Raw genomic sequence first — 16,110 nt, 5'->3', positions numbered from 1 at the left:
CTCGGATAGCGCTCGTATTTCTCGGATAGCGCTCGTATTTCTCGGATAGCGCTCGTATTTCTCGGATAGCGCTCGTATTTCTCGGATAGCGCTCGTATTTCTCGGATAGCGCTCGATCAGCGGGTAAATAACCCGCTGATCGAGCTTTATTTATGCAATAAAAATAATAAAATGCGTGCGGTTGTCAATAAACCGCACGCAGCCTTCTTTTTTTATAGCTTGTTTAAATAATTCAGTGCATCATCCAATGTTTTAACAGGAACGATCTTCATTTTTGAACCGATATCTTTTTGAGCCTTGAGCGCATCTTTGTAGTTATTGCCGGCTACTGGAGCAAAAAAGATTTCCGCCCCTGCATCATTTGCTGCGACCACTTTTTGCTGGATTCCTCCAATCGGACCAACATTCTTTTCAAGGTCCATCGTTCCGGTACCTGCAATTTTTTTACCGTGTGTCATATCTTTGTCGAGAAGCTGGTCCATAATTTCCAATGTAAACATTAAGCCCGCTGAAGGTCCTCCAATTTGAGATGTATTAATCTTAATAGAAGGATCAGTTGCAATTGAAACGTCAGTTACCGGAGAGGTAATCCCCAGCCCTGCTTTTGGCCCTTCATTTTGGATGTATTTCTTAGGAAACTGTTTAACATCAAGATTGACATTCATTTTCTTCTCTCCGCGAAGGACAGTGAGATCCACTTTGTCCCCTGCTTTTTTAGGACCAAGTACATCTAAAAGTTCTTTTGTTGTCATAACCGGGTTATGGTCAACTGCTACTATTTTATCTGCTACTTTCAGCTTGCCTTCTGCTGGCATACCTTCCATAATCCCTGTCACGTATACACCGTGATATTTAATATCTACTTTTTTCCCAGCCGATTGATACGCAACAACCGTTGCTGCATGCTGTGAATCTTCCATCATCTGCAGCTGACGCTGGTTATATTCTTCGTCTGTTTCTTCATCACTGCGAATTTGATTGGCGGGAATGACTTCTTTATAATCACTGAATTTTGCCCATATGTATTGAGGAATATTCGCTTTTCCTACTGCCACCGTCAGCAGCATGAATTCCCCTTTGTCTTTGTCTCCTCCCTCGACTTTAATGATGGGGTCGAGTACCATGGCGTCACCTGGAGAAGTAATATAATAAGGAAGCGGATAGAAGACTAAAACCGCAAAAATCAAAATGGTTAAAAGAATTCCCTTGTTCTTTGAGAAAAAGCTCTTCTTTTTCTCATCTGTGTTATTGGACATTTGTTGATTCCCTCCACTCGCTGATCTTTTCTAGAATTTTTGGTATGTGTTTTTTCCCTGCTTCTTCCCCAATAGCAATTATATCATTAACATCTTTAAATGCAGTTGAACTAAATTGTTCAACCATAGGACGAATCATAATATCGGAAGAGACTTCATGCCATCTCACCATTTCCCGCTGCATAATATCAATACTCTGAAAGATTACATCAAAAATTGAGGATACTTGCTGCTCAGCTTTAAAATGGGAAATATCAACGGCTATTACTAAATCTGCTCCCATTTCTCTAACGACCGAAACAGGAACTCTGTCAATTACTCCTCCATCCACTAACAGCTTGCCATCTATTTTTTCCGGTACAAGTATTCCAGGAATAGATATACTTGCTCTTACTGCATCTGCAATCGGCCCTTTTCTAAATACAACTTTTTCTCCATGGATAAGATCTGTAGCTACAATTGCTAAAGGAATCTCCGCTTCTTCAATATTTTTTTGTTTCGTTAAAAGCTTCATCAGTTCCTTTATTTTTTTTCCAGAAATAAAGCCCATTTTCGGCACCGTATAATCCATATAGTATTTCCTTTTAAATAAGGTTGCCATTCTATACATATTTTCATCACTTTGTCCGATGCAAACCATTGCTCCAACCAAAGCACCCATGCTGCTGCCAGCAATCATATCAATAGGAATATCTGCTTCTCTCAACGCTTTTATTACTCCAACATGAGCAAATCCTCTAGCTCCACCTGAACCAAGAGCAAGTCCGATTTTCGGCTGATTCATCCTTTGCTCCTCCTTTAGAAGCATCATCTTTTTTTAACATATGGTCTAAAGAGTATGGCTATACGTATAAATAAGGATGAGGACAAGGTAAGACTTGTATTATTTAGTGAGAGGAGTCCCTTTATGAACAAAGCATTTTTCAAGTCTGTCGTGCTGGCAGCTTCGGCCATTATTGTTGCCTTATCTATTATTATATACCCGAAAGATACGTATTTAGCTTCTGTTAATGGGCTTAAAATGTGGTGGGACGTTGTCTTCCCTTCTCTTATGCCTTTTTTTATATTATCAGAAGTATTGATGGGCTTTGGTGTCGTTCATTTAATTGGTGTCATGTTTGAACCGCTGATGCGCCCTTTATTTAGAGTACCTGGAAGCGGAGGCTTTGTATGGGCTATGGGGATTTCTTCAGGATTCCCAGCTGGAGCCAAACTAACAGCTAGACTATGGCATCAAAAACAAATTACTACCCTTGAAGCTGAAAGGCTCGTCTCATTCACAAATTGTTCTAACCCGCTATTTATGTTCAGTGCAGTAGCTGTCGGTTTTTTTCATAATGCCGCCCTTGGCATCGTTCTTGCGGTCAGCCATTATGCCGGAAATATTTTTGTTGGATTAATCATGCGATTCCATGGCTGGAAAAAAGATTCTGCTTATTCAAAAGATACTTCAAGAGGCGGAGGAATGAAGAACGCTCTCACTCAAATGCATAACGCACGCCTTTCTGATAACCGTCCAATAGGACAGCTGCTTGGTGATGCGGTACAACAATCCACTAAAACTTTGCTTATGATCGGCGGTTTTATCATTCTTTTCTCGGTGCTAAGCCGTATGATGGATCTGCTTCATGTCACTGAGATGCTTTCAAAACTAATCAGCCCTGTATTTCTTCTATTCTCTTTTTCAGAAACGTTAAGTCTGCCCCTCATGAAAGGAATTTTTGAGATTACCTTGGGCAGCAGTTTAACAAGTGTGGCACAATCGTCAGTTTTGCAGCAGGCTGCGATAACAAGTTTTATACTTGCTTTCAGCGGTCTTTCTGTACAAGCGCAGGTAGCAAGCATTCTCGCAGAAACAGATATAAAATTCAGACCCTTCTTTATCGCCAGAATCATGCACGGGTTTTTGTCCGCTGGAATCTGTATGTTAGTATTCCCTTATTTGTACAACACTAAAAGCAATGCCGCACCCGCATTTCATTATATAAGAGAAAAAAGTGAAAGTATTGGGGAATGGGGAATGACTGCCATCGCTCACAGTCACTATGTAACACTTGTCTTTCTGCTGCTTTCTATTGGTCTATGGAGCAGGAATATGATGAAAAAAAACAGCCTCCGCTATTAACGGGGGCTGTTATATTTTTCTTTTAACGCTTTTTCTACGATTTCAGGAACGAGGTCAGAAACATTAGCATGATATTTTGCCGCTTCTTTTACGATGCTAGAACTTAAGAATGAGTACTGGTTGTTCGTCATCATAAAAAATGTCTCGACTCCATCATCAAGCTTTTTATTGATCGATGCGATTTTCATCTCATATTCAAAGTCAGAAACGGCACGAAGCCCTCTTAAAATTACATTTGCTCCTATACTTTTTACATAATCGATCAGAAGACCGTTAAAGGAATCTACTTTTACATTCGGAAATTTTTCCGTAACTGCTTTTAAAAGCGTAATTCTTTCTTCTACCGTAAATAACGGATCTTTACTTTGATTATTCGCTACCACAACAATTACTTCATCAAAAACATCAGCACCGCGTTTAATAATGTCTAAATGTCCGCGAGTTACAGGATCAAAGCTTCCTGGACATACAGCTGTCGTTGGCATAAAAGTCACCTCATATCATCTTAATTGCGTTTATAAATCGAGATTGTTGTTGTTTTGCCGTACGTCTCCTGTCTTATTAATTCAAAATCACCTATTTTTTCAGGAAGCGTTACTTCTGAGCCATGCTCTGCTACTATACTTCCGCTGTCCGCTAAAAGATTCAGCTTTCCGATTTCTTCTATATCCTTCAGTAGCATTTGCTTAGCATATGGAGGATCTAAGAATATCATATCAAACTGCAGCTCTCTTTTGTGAAGCGCTTTCAATGCGCGTTTTGCATCATTCCGGAAAATCTCAGCTTTTTCTTCATACTTGCATTGTTTTAAATTCTCTTTGATCGTTTGTAAAGCTTTCTGATCTTTATCAATAAAAATAAAATGGTCCATGCCGCGGCTAAGTGCCTCAATGCCTAATCCGCCGCTTCCGCCATAAAGATCAAGCCCTTGACCACCATCAAAAAAGGGACCGATCATATTAAAAATAGATTCTTTTATTTTATCGGTAGTCGGTCTAGTCCCCATTCCTGGTACCGCCTTAAGCGGTCTGCCTTTGCAATCGCCTGCTATAACTCTCACTATTTCTCACCTGATTCTTTATCCTTTTTTCCATTACCTATCCTATCATAAGTATTCATGTAATCAAATAATGAAATCTTATTCATATAAGTATAAGGCAAAATAAATGAGGTCATACTACAATTAACAACATCAGTGAACGATGTTGTTGCCAACCGCGGAGAAGACTTACTCCCCATAAGTTCTTCATCCGGTTTCTCCTCTCCCATCGCCTTTGAACAGAAGTGATTTTGTTTTGAAGGCAACCTGCAGTTATTAGCTGCAGGTTTTTTTGTTTGGATAACGTAAAGATTATCCATCATCAATCCTATCGTATAAAAGCTCTTTATCCTCTCTGGCCTTTGTGCTACATTTTTAGGAGAAGAAAGGAGCAACACAATATGATTCAACGATTCATCGAACTCGGTGAAGGGTATTCTGATCTTTATGAACTCTTTGAGATCATAGAGACCAACCAGCACCGATTATCACAGCTTTTATGCTTGAGGGTTAAGAAGGACAGCAAAGAATATGCTTCTTTTATCGCGGTGCTTGACCCTGCCTCAGAAGGAAAGTTTCAACCGCTTTATATTTGCAGGGAAGGAATTCCGATGCCTTCTAAACGCTATGAATTGTTTAAAGCAAAAGCTGCAGAAGTAAATAAAGAGATCATTACATTTGATGTCAAACATTCAACGGATTTTGCTGATACAGAACTCTTTTTTAACTATTTAACAGGCATATTACGATTGAACTACTTAATACCGCCGTTACTGTAGATGGCTGTTTCGCTATCATTGTTGCTTTTGAAAGTAGTTGAATTCCGTTCCAGGTTGCTCGCTTTCCGCGGGGCAGGCGGTGAGCCACATTCGGACGTTTCACTTATAAGTGTCTCACCTGTCTAGCTGCAGCGGTTAGCCCCTCGAGGTCAAAAGTTCAATGGTCCCGAAGGCAAAAAACGCCTTCTTAGCCCATTTCCCTTTTGCTTGTCGGGGCTGACCAAACCGCTTCCGCTTTTCGAACTGCCCGCCTGTCCCGCAGGAGTCTCGCACCTTCTACTCCATTCAACTGTCAAGGAAGACAATAAAAAGATTAAAAAGCAACAATCTTTTTAGAAAACAGCCTTTAGAAAAGGACCAAATAAAAAACAGGCAGCAGCCACATTGGCATTGCTTGCCTGTATTTAAATACCCATTTTATAATCGTATTCTTTTGCCTTATCTACGATTTTGCTTTCATATTCAGTTTTGATGTCTGGTTTGTGAGATTTTTTTACATCTTTAACAAAATGTAATGATTTAAGCTTCTCTGCTATTTCATCAATTTTATTTCCATCACAATATAGTACGGCATATTTTAATCTTCTTGAAACATAATGAACATTGCCATAGCGCCGCAATTGCTTTGAAAACTTTAATGAATGAAGATAGACAGAAAGTCCACGGCGGTTACCTATCATAATAATAGCCCCTTTTATTATACTTAAATACGAGTGCTAAAAGTGAGTGCGTATGATACTCAAAATAACAGCAAATAAGGATGTGATGCACGATGGATTTAAATGACATTTGGAGTATATTCTTCGATCATATTAATAAAGATCCTCACATCATAACCATCGATAAAAAAATGAAGGCTGGCATTCCATTTGTTTATGTATGCACTTGTCCTGACGCATCTTTAGACGCGACATTAGCCATTTTAAAGAAATATGCTGTAAAAGCAATGAAAGGGAAACGGCTTACACTCGAACTCGCTTTTATCAGGTCAGAAGAAAACCTGCATGTATTCCGGATGCGTTTCCTCGTTCCTCAAGAGAAGATGTTCTGCTGCGGAAATCTATGCTTTGATTGTATCAGGTTAAGAGAACTTTAATGTTTATGCACAACCGCATGAACCGCCAGATCCACAGCCGCCGCTGCACGAACTTTCGTCAAAAAATGGATTGCCGGTCGGCACCTTTATCTGTTCTGAAACACTATAGGCCAATATTCTGCTGCATTCTATTAAAAGACTTTCCAATTCTTTTTCAGCTTTTTTAAAATTTGCGATATTCTCATGAAAATCAAGTTCCCGTTTAAGCGTTCGAATTTGACTTGAAACTGTATGAAAATCCGGATGATATTTCCCAAAACGCTGAACTTCCTCGTACTTGTCCTTCATCTCAGAAAAACGAGCAATCATCTCCTGAGCTTGCTTATCTTGTTCTAATATATGTTTCATATACCGATAGTCTTCTGCAATGCTGGAATTGGATACCATGTCTGCCAATGCAAATGAACCATCCAGCAATTCAGTCTGATCTATACTCATACTTCACACCTCCCTTTAGGTATGAGGTTTCTATTTTATTATAGCGGATATCCTTACTATATAAAAGCATGGTGTACGAATCCGGCAAAAAATAAAACCCCTCTCCATAAGAAGGGTTAGTGCACATGAACATATATGTTTTTCTTTAATCCATAATCTGTACCGTCTTTTTTCTTTAATCTTAGTGAAACTTCATGTTTCCCTTGCGGCATTTGCTTGATGATAAAAATGGACTGGTGTACATTCATCTTCCATTTTCCGTCTATGAAAACCGCAATGAATCCATCCCTAGATGCAAGTTTTGAATCACTGCCTTGAAAAGAAAACCTTGTAATGACATTTTCAAAATATATCCCTTTATTTTTCACATGATATTTCACAGACCAGTCACGGTCTGTTAACGGATAGCTGGAAGCCTCTACTGACTCTTGTTTTTCAGCAAATCCACCTTTTTGTAACAGGTTATGATTATTAAAATTATTGATAAGTAATACGGCACATACAGCAGCACTTAAAAAAATGACTAGTAACCTTCTGTTCTTATTTTTTTTCATGAAAAAAACCACTCCTTCTGGAGATAGTTTTTTCCATTTGCTGTTTAATTATCCATCATTGGCATGTCTGGCGGCATTTCAGGCATCATTTGCGGCGGTTCTGGCATACTTCCTGATTTATCTTCTCCCATAACACTGATTAACTCCATAAGCAGGCCGAAATTTTGTACTTGCTGATGGAAACGGTCAACACGCTGCCCGAACGTACGCCCATAAAACACTTTTGCATTTTCCTCTAACTCCGAAACGGTAAAGGGGTTACGGCTTAGCTTTCGATACCACTCCGGTTTTTCTCTTATAAAATATTTAAGGTCGGGTCTAGTATTTAAATATTCCAATATCTCTCTGCGCACTCTAGATACACATCCTTTAATCTTTATAAGAAGGATAATCATGAATATTATTCTCCGGCAGCTGGGTAGATCTGTCAGACTGATTGTTAAACTGTTGCAGAAGTTCTTGAACAGCATCCATTAAACTGCCAAATTGAGATAAATACTTTTGAACATCAGTTATCTGTAATTTACTTAACCCTGAGACAATATCTCCTACGGTTAGTTCTACTTTTGTTCGTTCTGATTCAGAAGCTTTTTCTTTTTTCTTATTTTTTCCTTTTGCATACTGATTCCAGCTTTCATGTTCCTCGCCTAATATAATCCAGTCTTGATAAATTTCTTTCCAAGGCCGGTTATTTTTCTTTACCTCTTTAACTAATTCAGGATGTTTTTGTACAAATTCCTTAAAACTTTCAATATCAGTCTTTACCACAGAATACACCCCCAGCCGTCCACTGACGATTCATTATCTATTACATGATACATAAATGCCCATTAAAAGGTGCGCCCATTTTTAAATAATTTTTTATTTCAAATCCTGTTTACTTTATTCAGCCTTACATAAAGAGTTACAATAAAGGAAAAAGATTGAGGGACATCATCGTGGATATTAGAGAAGAACTAAATGACTTTTTTGAAGAAAGCAGCACTGAAGAACAGGATGTATTAAAAATTGTTCTAGCTAGTTTAAAAGCAAAGCGCAATCTTCATAATAAAACTCATATCGGTGGGTTATTACAGTTTGAGACAACTTATATCGATGACAAGATACTTGAAATGGTTATGCCGAACACTCCGATCCTTGATAATTCAATCGGGATCGTTCACGGCGGTCTCACAGCAACATTGCTGGATACCGCTATGGGAACAATGGCAAGCCGTGTTCCGGGAAACAAAAAAGGTGCCGTTACAGTTGAATTAAAAGTTGATTTTCTAACTCCAGGTATCGGCGAAAAATTTACTTGCCGAGCTGAAGTAGTTCATAATGGAAGGCAGCTGGTTCGAATGGAAGGTAAAGTTAGAAATGAACTAGGAAATTTAATTGCTTCAGCAACGGGGACATTTTACAAACTATAATTTTTATATGCATATGCAGGAACACAAAAGAACTGGCTTCTGAAAAAAACAGCTTCAGTGCCAGTTCTTTATTATTCTGCAGGTACAAGAAAGTTTTGTGTATAATATTTCTTATAAACTCCTACGCCTAGATGTGTATATTCTTTATTTAATAATGCCTTTCTGTGACCCTCACTATTCATCCATCCATGAACTGCTGCAATACCATCCGTGTAATTAGCTGCAATATTTTCTCCCGCCTGCAAAAAGGAGACATCCCCTTCCTCTAAACGGTCAGATAAGGTTCTTCCATCTTTACTTTTATGAGAAAAATAATTTTGGTCAGCCATATCTTTCGAATGCAAAAAAGCTACTTCAGAAGTTGCCTCATCCCATTCAACAGGGTTTAAATCATAACTCATACGGATTACATTTGAAAGTTCATAGATTTCCTTCTCTTCGGAATCGTCAATTTCTTTCTGTTTAGCTTCTGATAGTTCAGGCAGAGGCGGCAAATTACCTCGATATACAATGGAATATGGTTTTTGCTTTAATAATAGATCTGCAGTTATGTATCTAACACTCGACAATTTATTTGTGAATTTATCAAAATAAAGCTGAACCCAAACATCATTTCCTATATCAACGAGCGGTCTGACCACCACTTCTTCTTCTGACAGTTCAAATTTATAAAAATCTTTCCCTTTATGAATGGTAATGTCACTTTCCACTGGATATTTTTCAATAATGCCATTTGAAGAAGCTCCGATATTAAATGGCTCTGTATTCACTTCTGAACCAATAACATATAGAGTTACTATTTTGCCGTTTTCAACACCTGCCTGCAAATACCCTTTCGTGCTTTTGCTTCCATAGATATACCATTCATATCCATATGCAGAGGGATCGATTCTCTCAGGTTCTCCCCATTTTTTTTTGAAGGAATCTATGTCTCCTCCTATCCAATTAGACACCGCATCATCAGGAATCGTAACGGATTGTTCATTTGCATATTCCAGTTTCGTTTTATTAGGTTCTTTTTCAGTCTTGAAATCGGGAAGTAAATCCTGAAAAAACAACCCGATTAAAATAAAGACGGATAGAAAAAATGTCGTCAGTCCACGCATTAAGGTTCCCCCTGTATCTGTCTATTACTATAAGTGTAGCATAATGGGGGCTTAAATGGCTTTAATAAAAGGCTGTTTCCGCAAACTTTGTTGTCCATGGATGGGGTTAATTTCCGCTACAGGACTCGCTTTCCGCACGGTGTGCGGTGAGCTCATTCGTCGCCTTGCGACCTTGATTGGTCTCACCTGTCCCACTCATCCTGCAGGAGTCTCGTCTTTCCGCTCCAATTAACTGTTCAACGAAGTACGTGATTAAAATCTCTTGATAGCTACTATCTTTAGAAAAGCTCTTTTCGAAAAGATTGGTGCTTATGGGGGTTTTTGTAATATGACTTCAACGCCTGCCCAGTGGAAAGCGAGCAACCTGGAAAGGAAATCAACTACTTTCAAAAGCAACGATGAATATGAGAAGAACGTTTAGTAAAAAGCATTAAAAAACAGCGTCATCTATGATGACACTGTTTACCTTCTATATTATTGCAATTGGTTATTGTGCTCAGACACTTCTGATAATGCATGACCAGCTGCTGAATTACTTTCTTTTGTTAATGAGAGATCTCCTAAAGATATAATCCCAACCATTTTATTGTTTTCAACGATCGGTAATCTCCTAATTTGTTTTTCTGCCATCAGTTTTGCAACTTCTTCAACACTCATCTCGGGAGTACCTGTATATAATTCAGAACTCATAATATCAGAAACATTTGTTGAGCCAGGACGCTTTTCCGCTACTCCTCTTATTACAATATCCCTGTCTGTTATAACTCCAAGTAACTGATCATTCTCACATACAGGAATAACCCCTACATTATTATCTTTCATTTTGACGGCTACTTCATATACATTATCTGCTGGTGCAACAAAATCAACTTTTTGTGTCATGACATCGCGAATTTGTTTCATGAACTCTTCCTCCTTTATTTCCATTTCTGGTCATTTTGTTCATTCATTATCCTTTAACCGATGTGAAGTAAATATGCATAGCATTTTCAGAAGGATTGCATCTTTAGCGCTTTCATAATATCATTAAGAAGTAATTGTAATTTTTTATTGAATTCCTAGGAGGTTTCATAATGAAATTTGAAGAAAGCGGCTTAAACGGGAAGGTTCTTGAATTCTCACTTTTAGAACATGTGATGGAAAAACACGGAATTATTCGTGCTGGTCAATGGGATTACGAACGAATTACATACGATTATAAATTTGAAGACATGACAAATGGTGATGTCTATTATTTCCGTTTCCCATGCCACGTAATTGAAGCTGAAACTGAAACACCGCATGCTAAAGTTGAACTGGGTACACCATATTTAGGTAAACACTATTATCCGCACGGTGTTGAATATGATGAAGAATTTCCAAAAAACATCGTGACACACTGCAACAAATTAATTGAAGCCTTACATAATGAACTGCATATTTAAACGAAAAACCCTCAATTTTGAGGGTTTTTTACTATTCTGCAGCACTTTCTCTTGTTTGGGATACATACCCTTCGAATAATCTGCCTCCGTAAGGCGCGATGATTTCATCAACGAAGTGGATGACTGATGTTTTCTCACGAGTTGAAAAATAGTGGTCGAAAACATTAGCGAATTTTTCAGCAAAAGAATCGTTATATTCTTTTAATGCGCGTAACATCCATTTTCCTTCGCCGATCCAATGCCCATTTACACGTAAAACAAACTCATGTGTAAGATCAGCAAGTTTTGTGACAATGAATAAATCTTCTAACGGGTTTGTCGAACCTTCTAAATCATTTAACAAGTCAGTAAGATGATACCTTGCTTTTTCAATCTCTATCGTTTTCCAAGGTGTCGGACCTGCTTTTAGTAATTGCAGAGCTTCATTTTTAATGCGTGAAGCTTGTCCATTATCACGTAAAATAATTCCTTCTGCACACATTTGAGGCAGAGATGGTCTGGCACGATCTATATTTTCTTTAAAATAATTCTTATATGTAAACATATTATAGACAAACACTTCGATTGGCCAATCAAATTCATTTAATGATTGACGATAGGATTCATTAACACTGCTGTCAATAATAATGATGTCTAAGTCTGAGTTCTCTGTGTCTTCTCCCCTTACGACGCTGCCGGCCAAAAAGGCGACTTCACAGGAAGGATAGTGCATCTCGATAAATTTTTTTGCAGCTTCCCTGGCGGATGTTTTCATGAGTTTATTCTCCTTTACAAATCTTTTGCTTATATTTTATATTCGACATCCCCCTCTTTAAATCTTTTTTTATCTAAGGCTGTTTTCGCAAACATCGTTAATCTCGAGTGTGGTTAATTTCCTCTGCATGCCTCTATCCCTTCCGCGCCAATTAACTCTTTAATGAAGAACTTTTCATAAATATCTCTGTAGTAACAATCTTTTAGAATAGAGCCATTTATAAAGGGATAAAAAAAATAACCAGCGCTCTACAGGCTGATTATTTTAATTCTGGATGAAGATGTCTATTTTCATTTTTTATCATTTCTAAATCTGCTTTATCTTGTGCTCTTTCTTTCTTTACCCAGCGTGCAAAAATCAAAGCAAGTACGAAAGCATAGATCACTTCTTGGAAAATTTTCATTGTTACTCCGCCAACACGCTGGTCTTCAGCAGGTGTCATTGCAGTATAGAGCTGCGGAACATTCCGATATGCCTCGTATAAGGGCATGTCTGAAAACATGATCAATGCACAGGCAGGTGTCATTAAAACACCGTTCGCAAATACATATCCAATTTTTTTAATATCGGAAAGAGAATCTAACTCTTTAACTGGACATAGCACCGGCCACCACATCGTAATGGAAGTAATGAGCAAAATGATATGATAAATATAGTGTAATAACATATTCTGTACAACTGTATCGAATACAGCAGGAATGTGGTAAAACGAGAATAATGTGTTAAAAACTAACAGTGCAATTAATGGTTTCGTCAGTATATGAAATACATTAGTCAGCAAGTTTTTTTTGCCTAACCACGTTTCCCAGCGCTGTGAAGGAATCGCTAAAATCATACAAGGTACGATCATTAAGTATAAAACAGCCATTTGTGCCATATGAACGCTAAAAAGATAATGATGGCCAAGAACCTCTAATGGTGTTCCTTTAATAACAATCAGTGAAACAAGTGCTCCTATCATAGACGTCTGCTGCCAGCGTGTAGCTATTATTTCTCTCTGTTTTCCACGTGCAATCCACTGGTAATAGAGTACAGCTAAAATAACAGTAAATATGTAAACAGCAGGTGGGTATAATTCATACCAGCTATAGTCACTTAAACTCATAGGCATATGATGGTGATCATGTTGCATGTGCATTCATCTCCTTTATAGATAGTACCCATACTAACTATAACAGTCTTTTAATATCTTGTAATCGTCATATTATGACAATTCTTCATCTTATAAGATTTCCTATACTGACAGTAATAAACAAATAAAAAGGGCTGCTAATAAGCAGCCCTTTATTATTATGAAGTCCAAATCATTCCCATTAAAGAAGCTACAGTAACGGCTGCAACTAAAATACCTGTAGCCATACCCCAGATCGGGAAGTCATGACCTTTGTGGTTTAAGTGCATCCATACATAAAGCTGGAAAAATACTTGAACAACTGCCAATGTCAGGATAAACAGGACAGCGAATGAATCACTGATTTTATCACTCCAAATGGCATAGAAAGCAACAATTGTTAAAAGAATCATCATAATAAAAGATACATTATGATGTTTTCTTTCTTCTTTTAAGGCAAGTTTGCGCTGTACCGCCTCATGACGGTGTACGTTTGTTTCAGGAGTTTTATGTTGATCAGCCATGGTTTAACCTACCTTTCCCATTAGATAAACAACTGTAAAAATGAATACCCATACTACATCGACAAAGTGCCAATAAAGAGCAAACAGATAATACTTAGGTGCATTATATAATGAGATGCCTCTGTTCCAGTTCCTGAAAATCAGCGTAGTAATCCATAAACATCCAAACGCTACGTGAGCTCCGTGGAAACCAACGAGTGTATAGAATGCAGATCCAAATGCTGAGCTAGTAAACGTATGTCCTTCATGTACATAGTGGTTGAACTCGTAGATCTCTAAGCCAAGGAAACCAAGACCCAAAAGCAGCGTTACAAGAAACCAGCCTTGCAATGAGCGAACTTTGTTTTGTTTCAAAGAAAGAACTGCATATACACTCGTTAATGAACTAGTCAATAGCAGCATTGTTGCTAGAAAAACTAAGGGTAATTTAAATAGTTCTTCACCTGTAGGACCATCCAAGTGCATATTTCTGAGCCCTAAATACGTTCCAAATAATGTTGCGAATAAAACTGTCTCTCCGCCTAGGAAAAGCCAGAAACCTAAAAATTTATTTTTACCTTCAAGGGTCGCTTTTTCCGGGTGAGCAGGAAAATTAGCATCAGTTAAACGTTCACCTGCATTCATTAAGCTCTACCCCCTTTAATGTCTGCTTCCACTTCTTCTTTGTGGATATGGTAACCGTGATCATCAAGGATGGAACGAAGGAACATCGTTAATAACACGATTCCTAAGCCGACTCCCGCAATGATCCAATTTGCATAAATTAATGCAAATCCCGCAATAAACAATCCTAATGATAAGACAAATGGAAGAATTGAACCATTCGGCATATGAATCTCTCCTACAGGTTCTGCAGGTGTCATCTTACCGTTGCCAGCCATTTTTTCAACAAATAATGCATCAAGTCCACGTACTAGCGGAGTTTGAGCAAAATTGTATTCAGGCGTTGGAACTGGCATTGACCATTCAAGCGTACGGCCATCCCATGGATCTTTATCTGCAACTTTTTTAGACGATGCTGTAACGATAATGTTAATAAATAAAACAATCGTTCCGGCACCCATGAAAAGTGCTCCAATTGTACTTACGAAGTTTGCTTCATCTAGATGCTGTCCAGACATATATGTAAACACACGTCTAGGCATTCCCATTAATCCTAACCAGTGCTGAGGGAAGAACGTTAAATGGAAACCGATAAAGAATAACCAGAAGTTAATTTTACCAAGTGTTTCATTCAATACACGGTTAAAAATTCTTGGGTACCAATAGTATAACCCAGAAAACAATCCTAAAATTAATCCACCAACAATTACGTAATGGAAGTGAGCTACTACGAAGTAACTGTCATGGTATTGGTAGTCAGCTGCTGGAACAGCTAGCATTACACCAGTTACCCCACCCATTACAAATGTAGGGATAAAACCAACTGCAAACAGCATAGCTGTTGTAAAACGAATCTGTCCGCCCCACATAGTGAAAATCCAGTTAAAGATTTTTACACCTGTAGGAATTGCAATAGCCATTGTTGCTACCGCAAAAATGGAGTTAGTAACTGGACCAAGTCCAACAGTAAACATGTGATGGACCCAAACCATGAATCCTAGGAATCCGATTAATACAGTTGCGAATACCATCGCACTATAACCAAAAAGGCGCTTATTAGAAAATGTTGATACAACTTCAGAGATAATACCGAATGCTGGAAGAATCAAGATATAAACTTCCGGGTGTCCGAAAATCCAGAAAATGTGTTCCCAGATTAAAATGTTACCGCCCATTTCAGGATTAAAGAAGTTGGCATCGAATACTCGCTCAAACATTAATAAAAAGAAACCCACTGTAAGAGCAGGGAAAGCAAATAAAATAAGTCCTGATGTTACAAAAGATGCCCAAGTGAATAGCGGCATACGCATAAACGTCATTCCAGGTGCACGCATGTTGATGATAGTAACCAAGAAGTTAATACCACCGGCTAATGTACCAGCACCAGCGATCTGCAGACCCAACACGTAGAAATCTACACCTGTATCTTGTGCGCTGGTTGATAATGGTGCATATGCTGTCCACCCTGCTTCAGGTGCTCCGCCTAAGAACCAGCTTAGGTTAAGAAGCACTCCACCGAAGAAAAACAGCCAAAAACCTACAGCGTTTACATATGGGAACGCAACGTCGCGCGCACCGATCTGCAATGGAATAACTGCGTTCATATATGCAAAAATCATCGGCATCGCTGCCAAGAAAATCATGGTTGTTCCATGCATCGTTAACAACTGGTTAAACAGTTCACCTGTAAACAAATCGTTTTCAGGTTTAATTAATTGAATACGCATTAATATAGCTTCAAGTCCTCCGATTAGAAAGAAGAACCCACCAGCCAGAAGATATAGAATACCGATCTTCTTATGGTCAACGGTTGTGAGCCAATCCATTAGCCCACTTCTCTTTTTGTGACTTTCATGAGTTGCCACGGTTTACCCTCCTTTTCCGCTATG

The 16,110-nt window shown here is 38.4% G+C and carries 22 protein-coding genes; 5 read left to right on the top strand and 17 right to left on the bottom strand.

Features of this window, described 5'->3' with window-relative positions; genetic code table 11:
• Nucleotides 1–212: 212 nt before the first annotated feature.
• Nucleotides 213–1,256 (bottom strand): SepM family pheromone-processing serine protease, encoded by a 1,044-nt coding sequence (locus J2X07_RS05415; protein ID WP_310257338.1) that lies wholly within the window; start codon nucleotides 1,254–1,256, stop codon nucleotides 213–215.
• Nucleotides 1,246–2,040, bottom strand: a complete 795-nt coding sequence (locus J2X07_RS05410; RefSeq protein ID WP_310257336.1) for a patatin-like phospholipase family protein — start codon at nucleotides 2,038–2,040, stop codon at nucleotides 1,246–1,248. The genes J2X07_RS05415 and J2X07_RS05410 overlap by 11 nt, the downstream gene beginning before the upstream one ends.
• Nucleotides 2,041–2,163: 123 nt before the next feature.
• On the opposite strand from J2X07_RS05410, the gene ylbJ reads away from it, so the two are divergent.
• Nucleotides 2,164–3,381 carry a sporulation integral membrane protein YlbJ gene (gene ylbJ / locus J2X07_RS05405; RefSeq protein WP_310257334.1) on the top strand — a complete coding sequence of 406 codons (1,218 nt, stop codon included), beginning with the start codon at nucleotides 2,164–2,166 and terminating at the stop codon, nucleotides 3,379–3,381.
• Here ylbJ and coaD read toward each other — a convergent pair.
• From coaD to J2X07_RS05390, 3 genes are read right to left on the bottom strand one after another with little or no spacing between them, the layout of a single operon-like run.
• Entirely contained in the window at nucleotides 3,378–3,866 is a 489-nt protein-coding gene (coaD, locus tag J2X07_RS05400; RefSeq protein ID WP_310257333.1) for a pantetheine-phosphate adenylyltransferase, read from the bottom strand. The genes ylbJ and coaD overlap by 4 nt on opposite strands.
• Before the next feature lie 20 nt (nucleotides 3,867–3,886).
• Nucleotides 3,887–4,441 (bottom strand): 16S rRNA (guanine(966)-N(2))-methyltransferase RsmD, encoded by a 555-nt coding sequence (gene rsmD, locus J2X07_RS05395; protein WP_310257331.1) that lies wholly within the window; start codon nucleotides 4,439–4,441, stop codon nucleotides 3,887–3,889.
• A complete protein-coding gene (locus tag J2X07_RS05390) occupies nucleotides 4,441–4,830 on the bottom strand; it encodes a hypothetical protein (RefSeq protein ID WP_310257329.1) in 390 nt (129 codons plus the stop codon). The genes rsmD and J2X07_RS05390 overlap by 1 nt, the downstream gene beginning before the upstream one ends.
• Between J2X07_RS05390 and J2X07_RS05385 the strand changes: the two genes are divergently transcribed.
• Nucleotides 4,822–5,199, top strand: a complete 378-nt coding sequence (locus J2X07_RS05385; protein WP_310257327.1) for a DUF7147 family protein — start codon at nucleotides 4,822–4,824, stop codon at nucleotides 5,197–5,199. The two genes, J2X07_RS05390 and J2X07_RS05385, sit on opposite strands and share 9 nt — an antisense overlap.
• 404 nt (nucleotides 5,200–5,603) lie before the next feature.
• Here J2X07_RS05385 and J2X07_RS05380 read toward each other — a convergent pair whose 3' ends face one another.
• Nucleotides 5,604–5,879, bottom strand: a complete 276-nt coding sequence (locus J2X07_RS05380; RefSeq protein ID WP_310257325.1) for a YlbG family protein — start codon at nucleotides 5,877–5,879, stop codon at nucleotides 5,604–5,606.
• A 92-nt stretch (nucleotides 5,880–5,971) separates the two neighbouring features.
• Here J2X07_RS05380 and J2X07_RS05375 point away from each other — a divergent pair, with 92 nt between their 5' ends.
• On the top strand, nucleotides 5,972–6,295 hold the full coding sequence (locus tag J2X07_RS05375; protein WP_310257323.1) for a hypothetical protein: 324 nt from the start codon (nucleotides 5,972–5,974) through the stop codon (nucleotides 6,293–6,295).
• Nucleotides 6,296–6,298: 3 nt separating this feature from the next.
• On the opposite strand, the gene J2X07_RS05370 is transcribed toward J2X07_RS05375, so the two are convergent.
• From J2X07_RS05370 to ylbD, 4 genes are all read right to left on the bottom strand, one after another.
• On the bottom strand, nucleotides 6,299–6,733 hold the full coding sequence (locus tag J2X07_RS05370; protein WP_310257321.1) for a YlbF family regulator: 435 nt from the start codon (nucleotides 6,731–6,733) through the stop codon (nucleotides 6,299–6,301).
• A 116-nt stretch (nucleotides 6,734–6,849) separates the two neighbouring features.
• A complete protein-coding gene (locus J2X07_RS05365; RefSeq protein WP_310257319.1) occupies nucleotides 6,850–7,287 on the bottom strand; it encodes a hypothetical protein in 438 nt (145 codons plus the stop codon).
• Nucleotides 7,288–7,331: 44 nt separating this feature from the next.
• Nucleotides 7,332–7,640, bottom strand: coding sequence for a YlbE-like family protein (locus J2X07_RS05360; RefSeq protein WP_310257317.1), 309 nt, complete (start codon nucleotides 7,638–7,640; stop codon nucleotides 7,332–7,334).
• A gap of 16 nt (nucleotides 7,641–7,656) precedes the next feature.
• Nucleotides 7,657–8,055, bottom strand: coding sequence for a spore coat protein YlbD (gene ylbD / locus J2X07_RS05355; RefSeq protein ID WP_310257315.1), 399 nt, complete (start codon nucleotides 8,053–8,055; stop codon nucleotides 7,657–7,659).
• Nucleotides 8,056–8,225: 170 nt separating this feature from the next.
• Between ylbD and J2X07_RS05350 the strand changes: the two genes are divergently transcribed.
• The gene (locus J2X07_RS05350; protein ID WP_310257312.1) at nucleotides 8,226–8,699 is read left to right on the top strand and encodes a PaaI family thioesterase; all 474 of its coding nucleotides are present in this window, start codon (nucleotides 8,226–8,228) and stop codon (nucleotides 8,697–8,699) included.
• A gap of 71 nt (nucleotides 8,700–8,770) precedes the next feature.
• Here J2X07_RS05350 and J2X07_RS05345 read toward each other — a convergent pair whose 3' ends face one another.
• Complete coding sequence (locus J2X07_RS05345) at nucleotides 8,771–9,805, bottom strand: CAP domain-containing protein (RefSeq protein WP_310257310.1); 1,035 nt, start codon at nucleotides 9,803–9,805, stop codon at nucleotides 8,771–8,773.
• 474 nt (nucleotides 9,806–10,279) lie between these two features.
• Nucleotides 10,280–10,708, bottom strand: coding sequence for a CBS domain-containing protein (locus tag J2X07_RS05340; RefSeq protein WP_310257308.1), 429 nt, complete (start codon nucleotides 10,706–10,708; stop codon nucleotides 10,280–10,282).
• A 170-nt stretch (nucleotides 10,709–10,878) separates the two neighbouring features.
• On the opposite strand from J2X07_RS05340, the gene J2X07_RS05335 reads away from it, so the two are divergent.
• Nucleotides 10,879–11,229, top strand: coding sequence for a YugN family protein (locus J2X07_RS05335; RefSeq protein ID WP_310257306.1), 351 nt, complete (start codon nucleotides 10,879–10,881; stop codon nucleotides 11,227–11,229).
• A 31-nt stretch (nucleotides 11,230–11,260) separates the two neighbouring features.
• On the opposite strand, the gene J2X07_RS05330 is transcribed toward J2X07_RS05335, so the two are convergent.
• The 5 genes from J2X07_RS05330 to ctaD form a co-directional block, all read right to left on the bottom strand.
• Nucleotides 11,261–11,983, bottom strand: a complete 723-nt coding sequence (locus J2X07_RS05330) for a nucleotidyltransferase domain-containing protein (RefSeq protein WP_310257303.1) — start codon at nucleotides 11,981–11,983, stop codon at nucleotides 11,261–11,263.
• Between the two features lie 259 nt (nucleotides 11,984–12,242).
• On the bottom strand, nucleotides 12,243–13,115 hold the full coding sequence (locus tag J2X07_RS05325) for a cytochrome c oxidase assembly protein (RefSeq protein WP_310257301.1): 873 nt from the start codon (nucleotides 13,113–13,115) through the stop codon (nucleotides 12,243–12,245).
• A gap of 158 nt (nucleotides 13,116–13,273) precedes the next feature.
• Nucleotides 13,274–13,618, bottom strand: a complete 345-nt coding sequence (locus tag J2X07_RS05320; RefSeq protein ID WP_310257299.1) for a cytochrome C oxidase subunit IV family protein — start codon at nucleotides 13,616–13,618, stop codon at nucleotides 13,274–13,276.
• Nucleotides 13,619–13,621: 3 nt separating this feature from the next.
• Nucleotides 13,622–14,242, bottom strand: coding sequence for a cytochrome c oxidase subunit 3 (locus J2X07_RS05315; protein ID WP_310257297.1), 621 nt, complete (start codon nucleotides 14,240–14,242; stop codon nucleotides 13,622–13,624).
• On the bottom strand, nucleotides 14,242–16,086 hold the full coding sequence (gene ctaD, locus J2X07_RS05310; protein WP_396193568.1) for a cytochrome c oxidase subunit I: 1,845 nt from the start codon (nucleotides 16,084–16,086) through the stop codon (nucleotides 14,242–14,244). The genes J2X07_RS05315 and ctaD overlap by 1 nt, the downstream gene beginning before the upstream one ends.
• Between the last annotated feature and the right edge of the window lie 24 nt (nucleotides 16,087–16,110).

Source organism: Fictibacillus barbaricus (assembly GCF_031457135.1).
Classification (GTDB): Bacteria; Bacillota; Bacilli; order Bacillales; family Fictibacillaceae; genus Fictibacillus; species Fictibacillus barbaricus_A.
This window is presented reverse-complemented; position numbering and strand designations above follow the sequence as displayed.

What these genes read in the sequence shown, in the direction of transcription:
- J2X07_RS05340 (WP_310257308.1), bottom strand. Translation starts at nt 10,708, where the DNA reads ATGAAACAAATTCGCGATGTCATGACACAAAAAGTTGATTTTGTTGCA.
- J2X07_RS05410 (WP_310257336.1), bottom strand. Translation starts at nt 2,040, where the DNA reads ATGAATCAGCCGAAAATCGGACTTGCTCTTGGTTCAGGTGGAGCTAGA.
- J2X07_RS05315 (WP_310257297.1), bottom strand. Translation starts at nt 14,242, where the DNA reads ATGAATGCAGGTGAACGTTTAACTGATGCTAATTTTCCTGCTCACCCG.
- J2X07_RS05320 (WP_310257299.1), bottom strand. Translation starts at nt 13,618, where the DNA reads ATGGCTGATCAACATAAAACTCCTGAAACAAACGTACACCGTCATGAG.
- coaD (WP_310257333.1), bottom strand. Translation starts at nt 3,866, where the DNA reads ATGCCAACGACAGCTGTATGTCCAGGAAGCTTTGATCCTGTAACTCGC.
- J2X07_RS05385 (WP_310257327.1), top strand. Translation starts at nt 4,822, where the DNA reads ATGATTCAACGATTCATCGAACTCGGTGAAGGGTATTCTGATCTTTAT.
- J2X07_RS05330 (WP_310257303.1), bottom strand. Translation starts at nt 11,983, where the DNA reads ATGAAAACATCCGCCAGGGAAGCTGCAAAAAAATTTATCGAGATGCAC.
- J2X07_RS05335 (WP_310257306.1), top strand. Translation starts at nt 10,879, where the DNA reads ATGAAATTTGAAGAAAGCGGCTTAAACGGGAAGGTTCTTGAATTCTCA.
- J2X07_RS05325 (WP_310257301.1), bottom strand. Translation starts at nt 13,115, where the DNA reads ATGCAACATGATCACCATCATATGCCTATGAGTTTAAGTGACTATAGC.
- ylbJ (WP_310257334.1), top strand. Translation starts at nt 2,164, where the DNA reads ATGAACAAAGCATTTTTCAAGTCTGTCGTGCTGGCAGCTTCGGCCATT.
- J2X07_RS05375 (WP_310257323.1), top strand. Translation starts at nt 5,972, where the DNA reads ATGGATTTAAATGACATTTGGAGTATATTCTTCGATCATATTAATAAA.
- J2X07_RS05370 (WP_310257321.1), bottom strand. Translation starts at nt 6,733, where the DNA reads ATGAGTATAGATCAGACTGAATTGCTGGATGGTTCATTTGCATTGGCA.
- J2X07_RS05415 (WP_310257338.1), bottom strand. Translation starts at nt 1,256, where the DNA reads ATGTCCAATAACACAGATGAGAAAAAGAAGAGCTTTTTCTCAAAGAAC.
- J2X07_RS05365 (WP_310257319.1), bottom strand. Translation starts at nt 7,287, where the DNA reads ATGAAAAAAAATAAGAACAGAAGGTTACTAGTCATTTTTTTAAGTGCT.
- J2X07_RS05345 (WP_310257310.1), bottom strand. Translation starts at nt 9,805, where the DNA reads ATGCGTGGACTGACGACATTTTTTCTATCCGTCTTTATTTTAATCGGG.
- J2X07_RS05380 (WP_310257325.1), bottom strand. Translation starts at nt 5,879, where the DNA reads ATGATAGGTAACCGCCGTGGACTTTCTGTCTATCTTCATTCATTAAAG.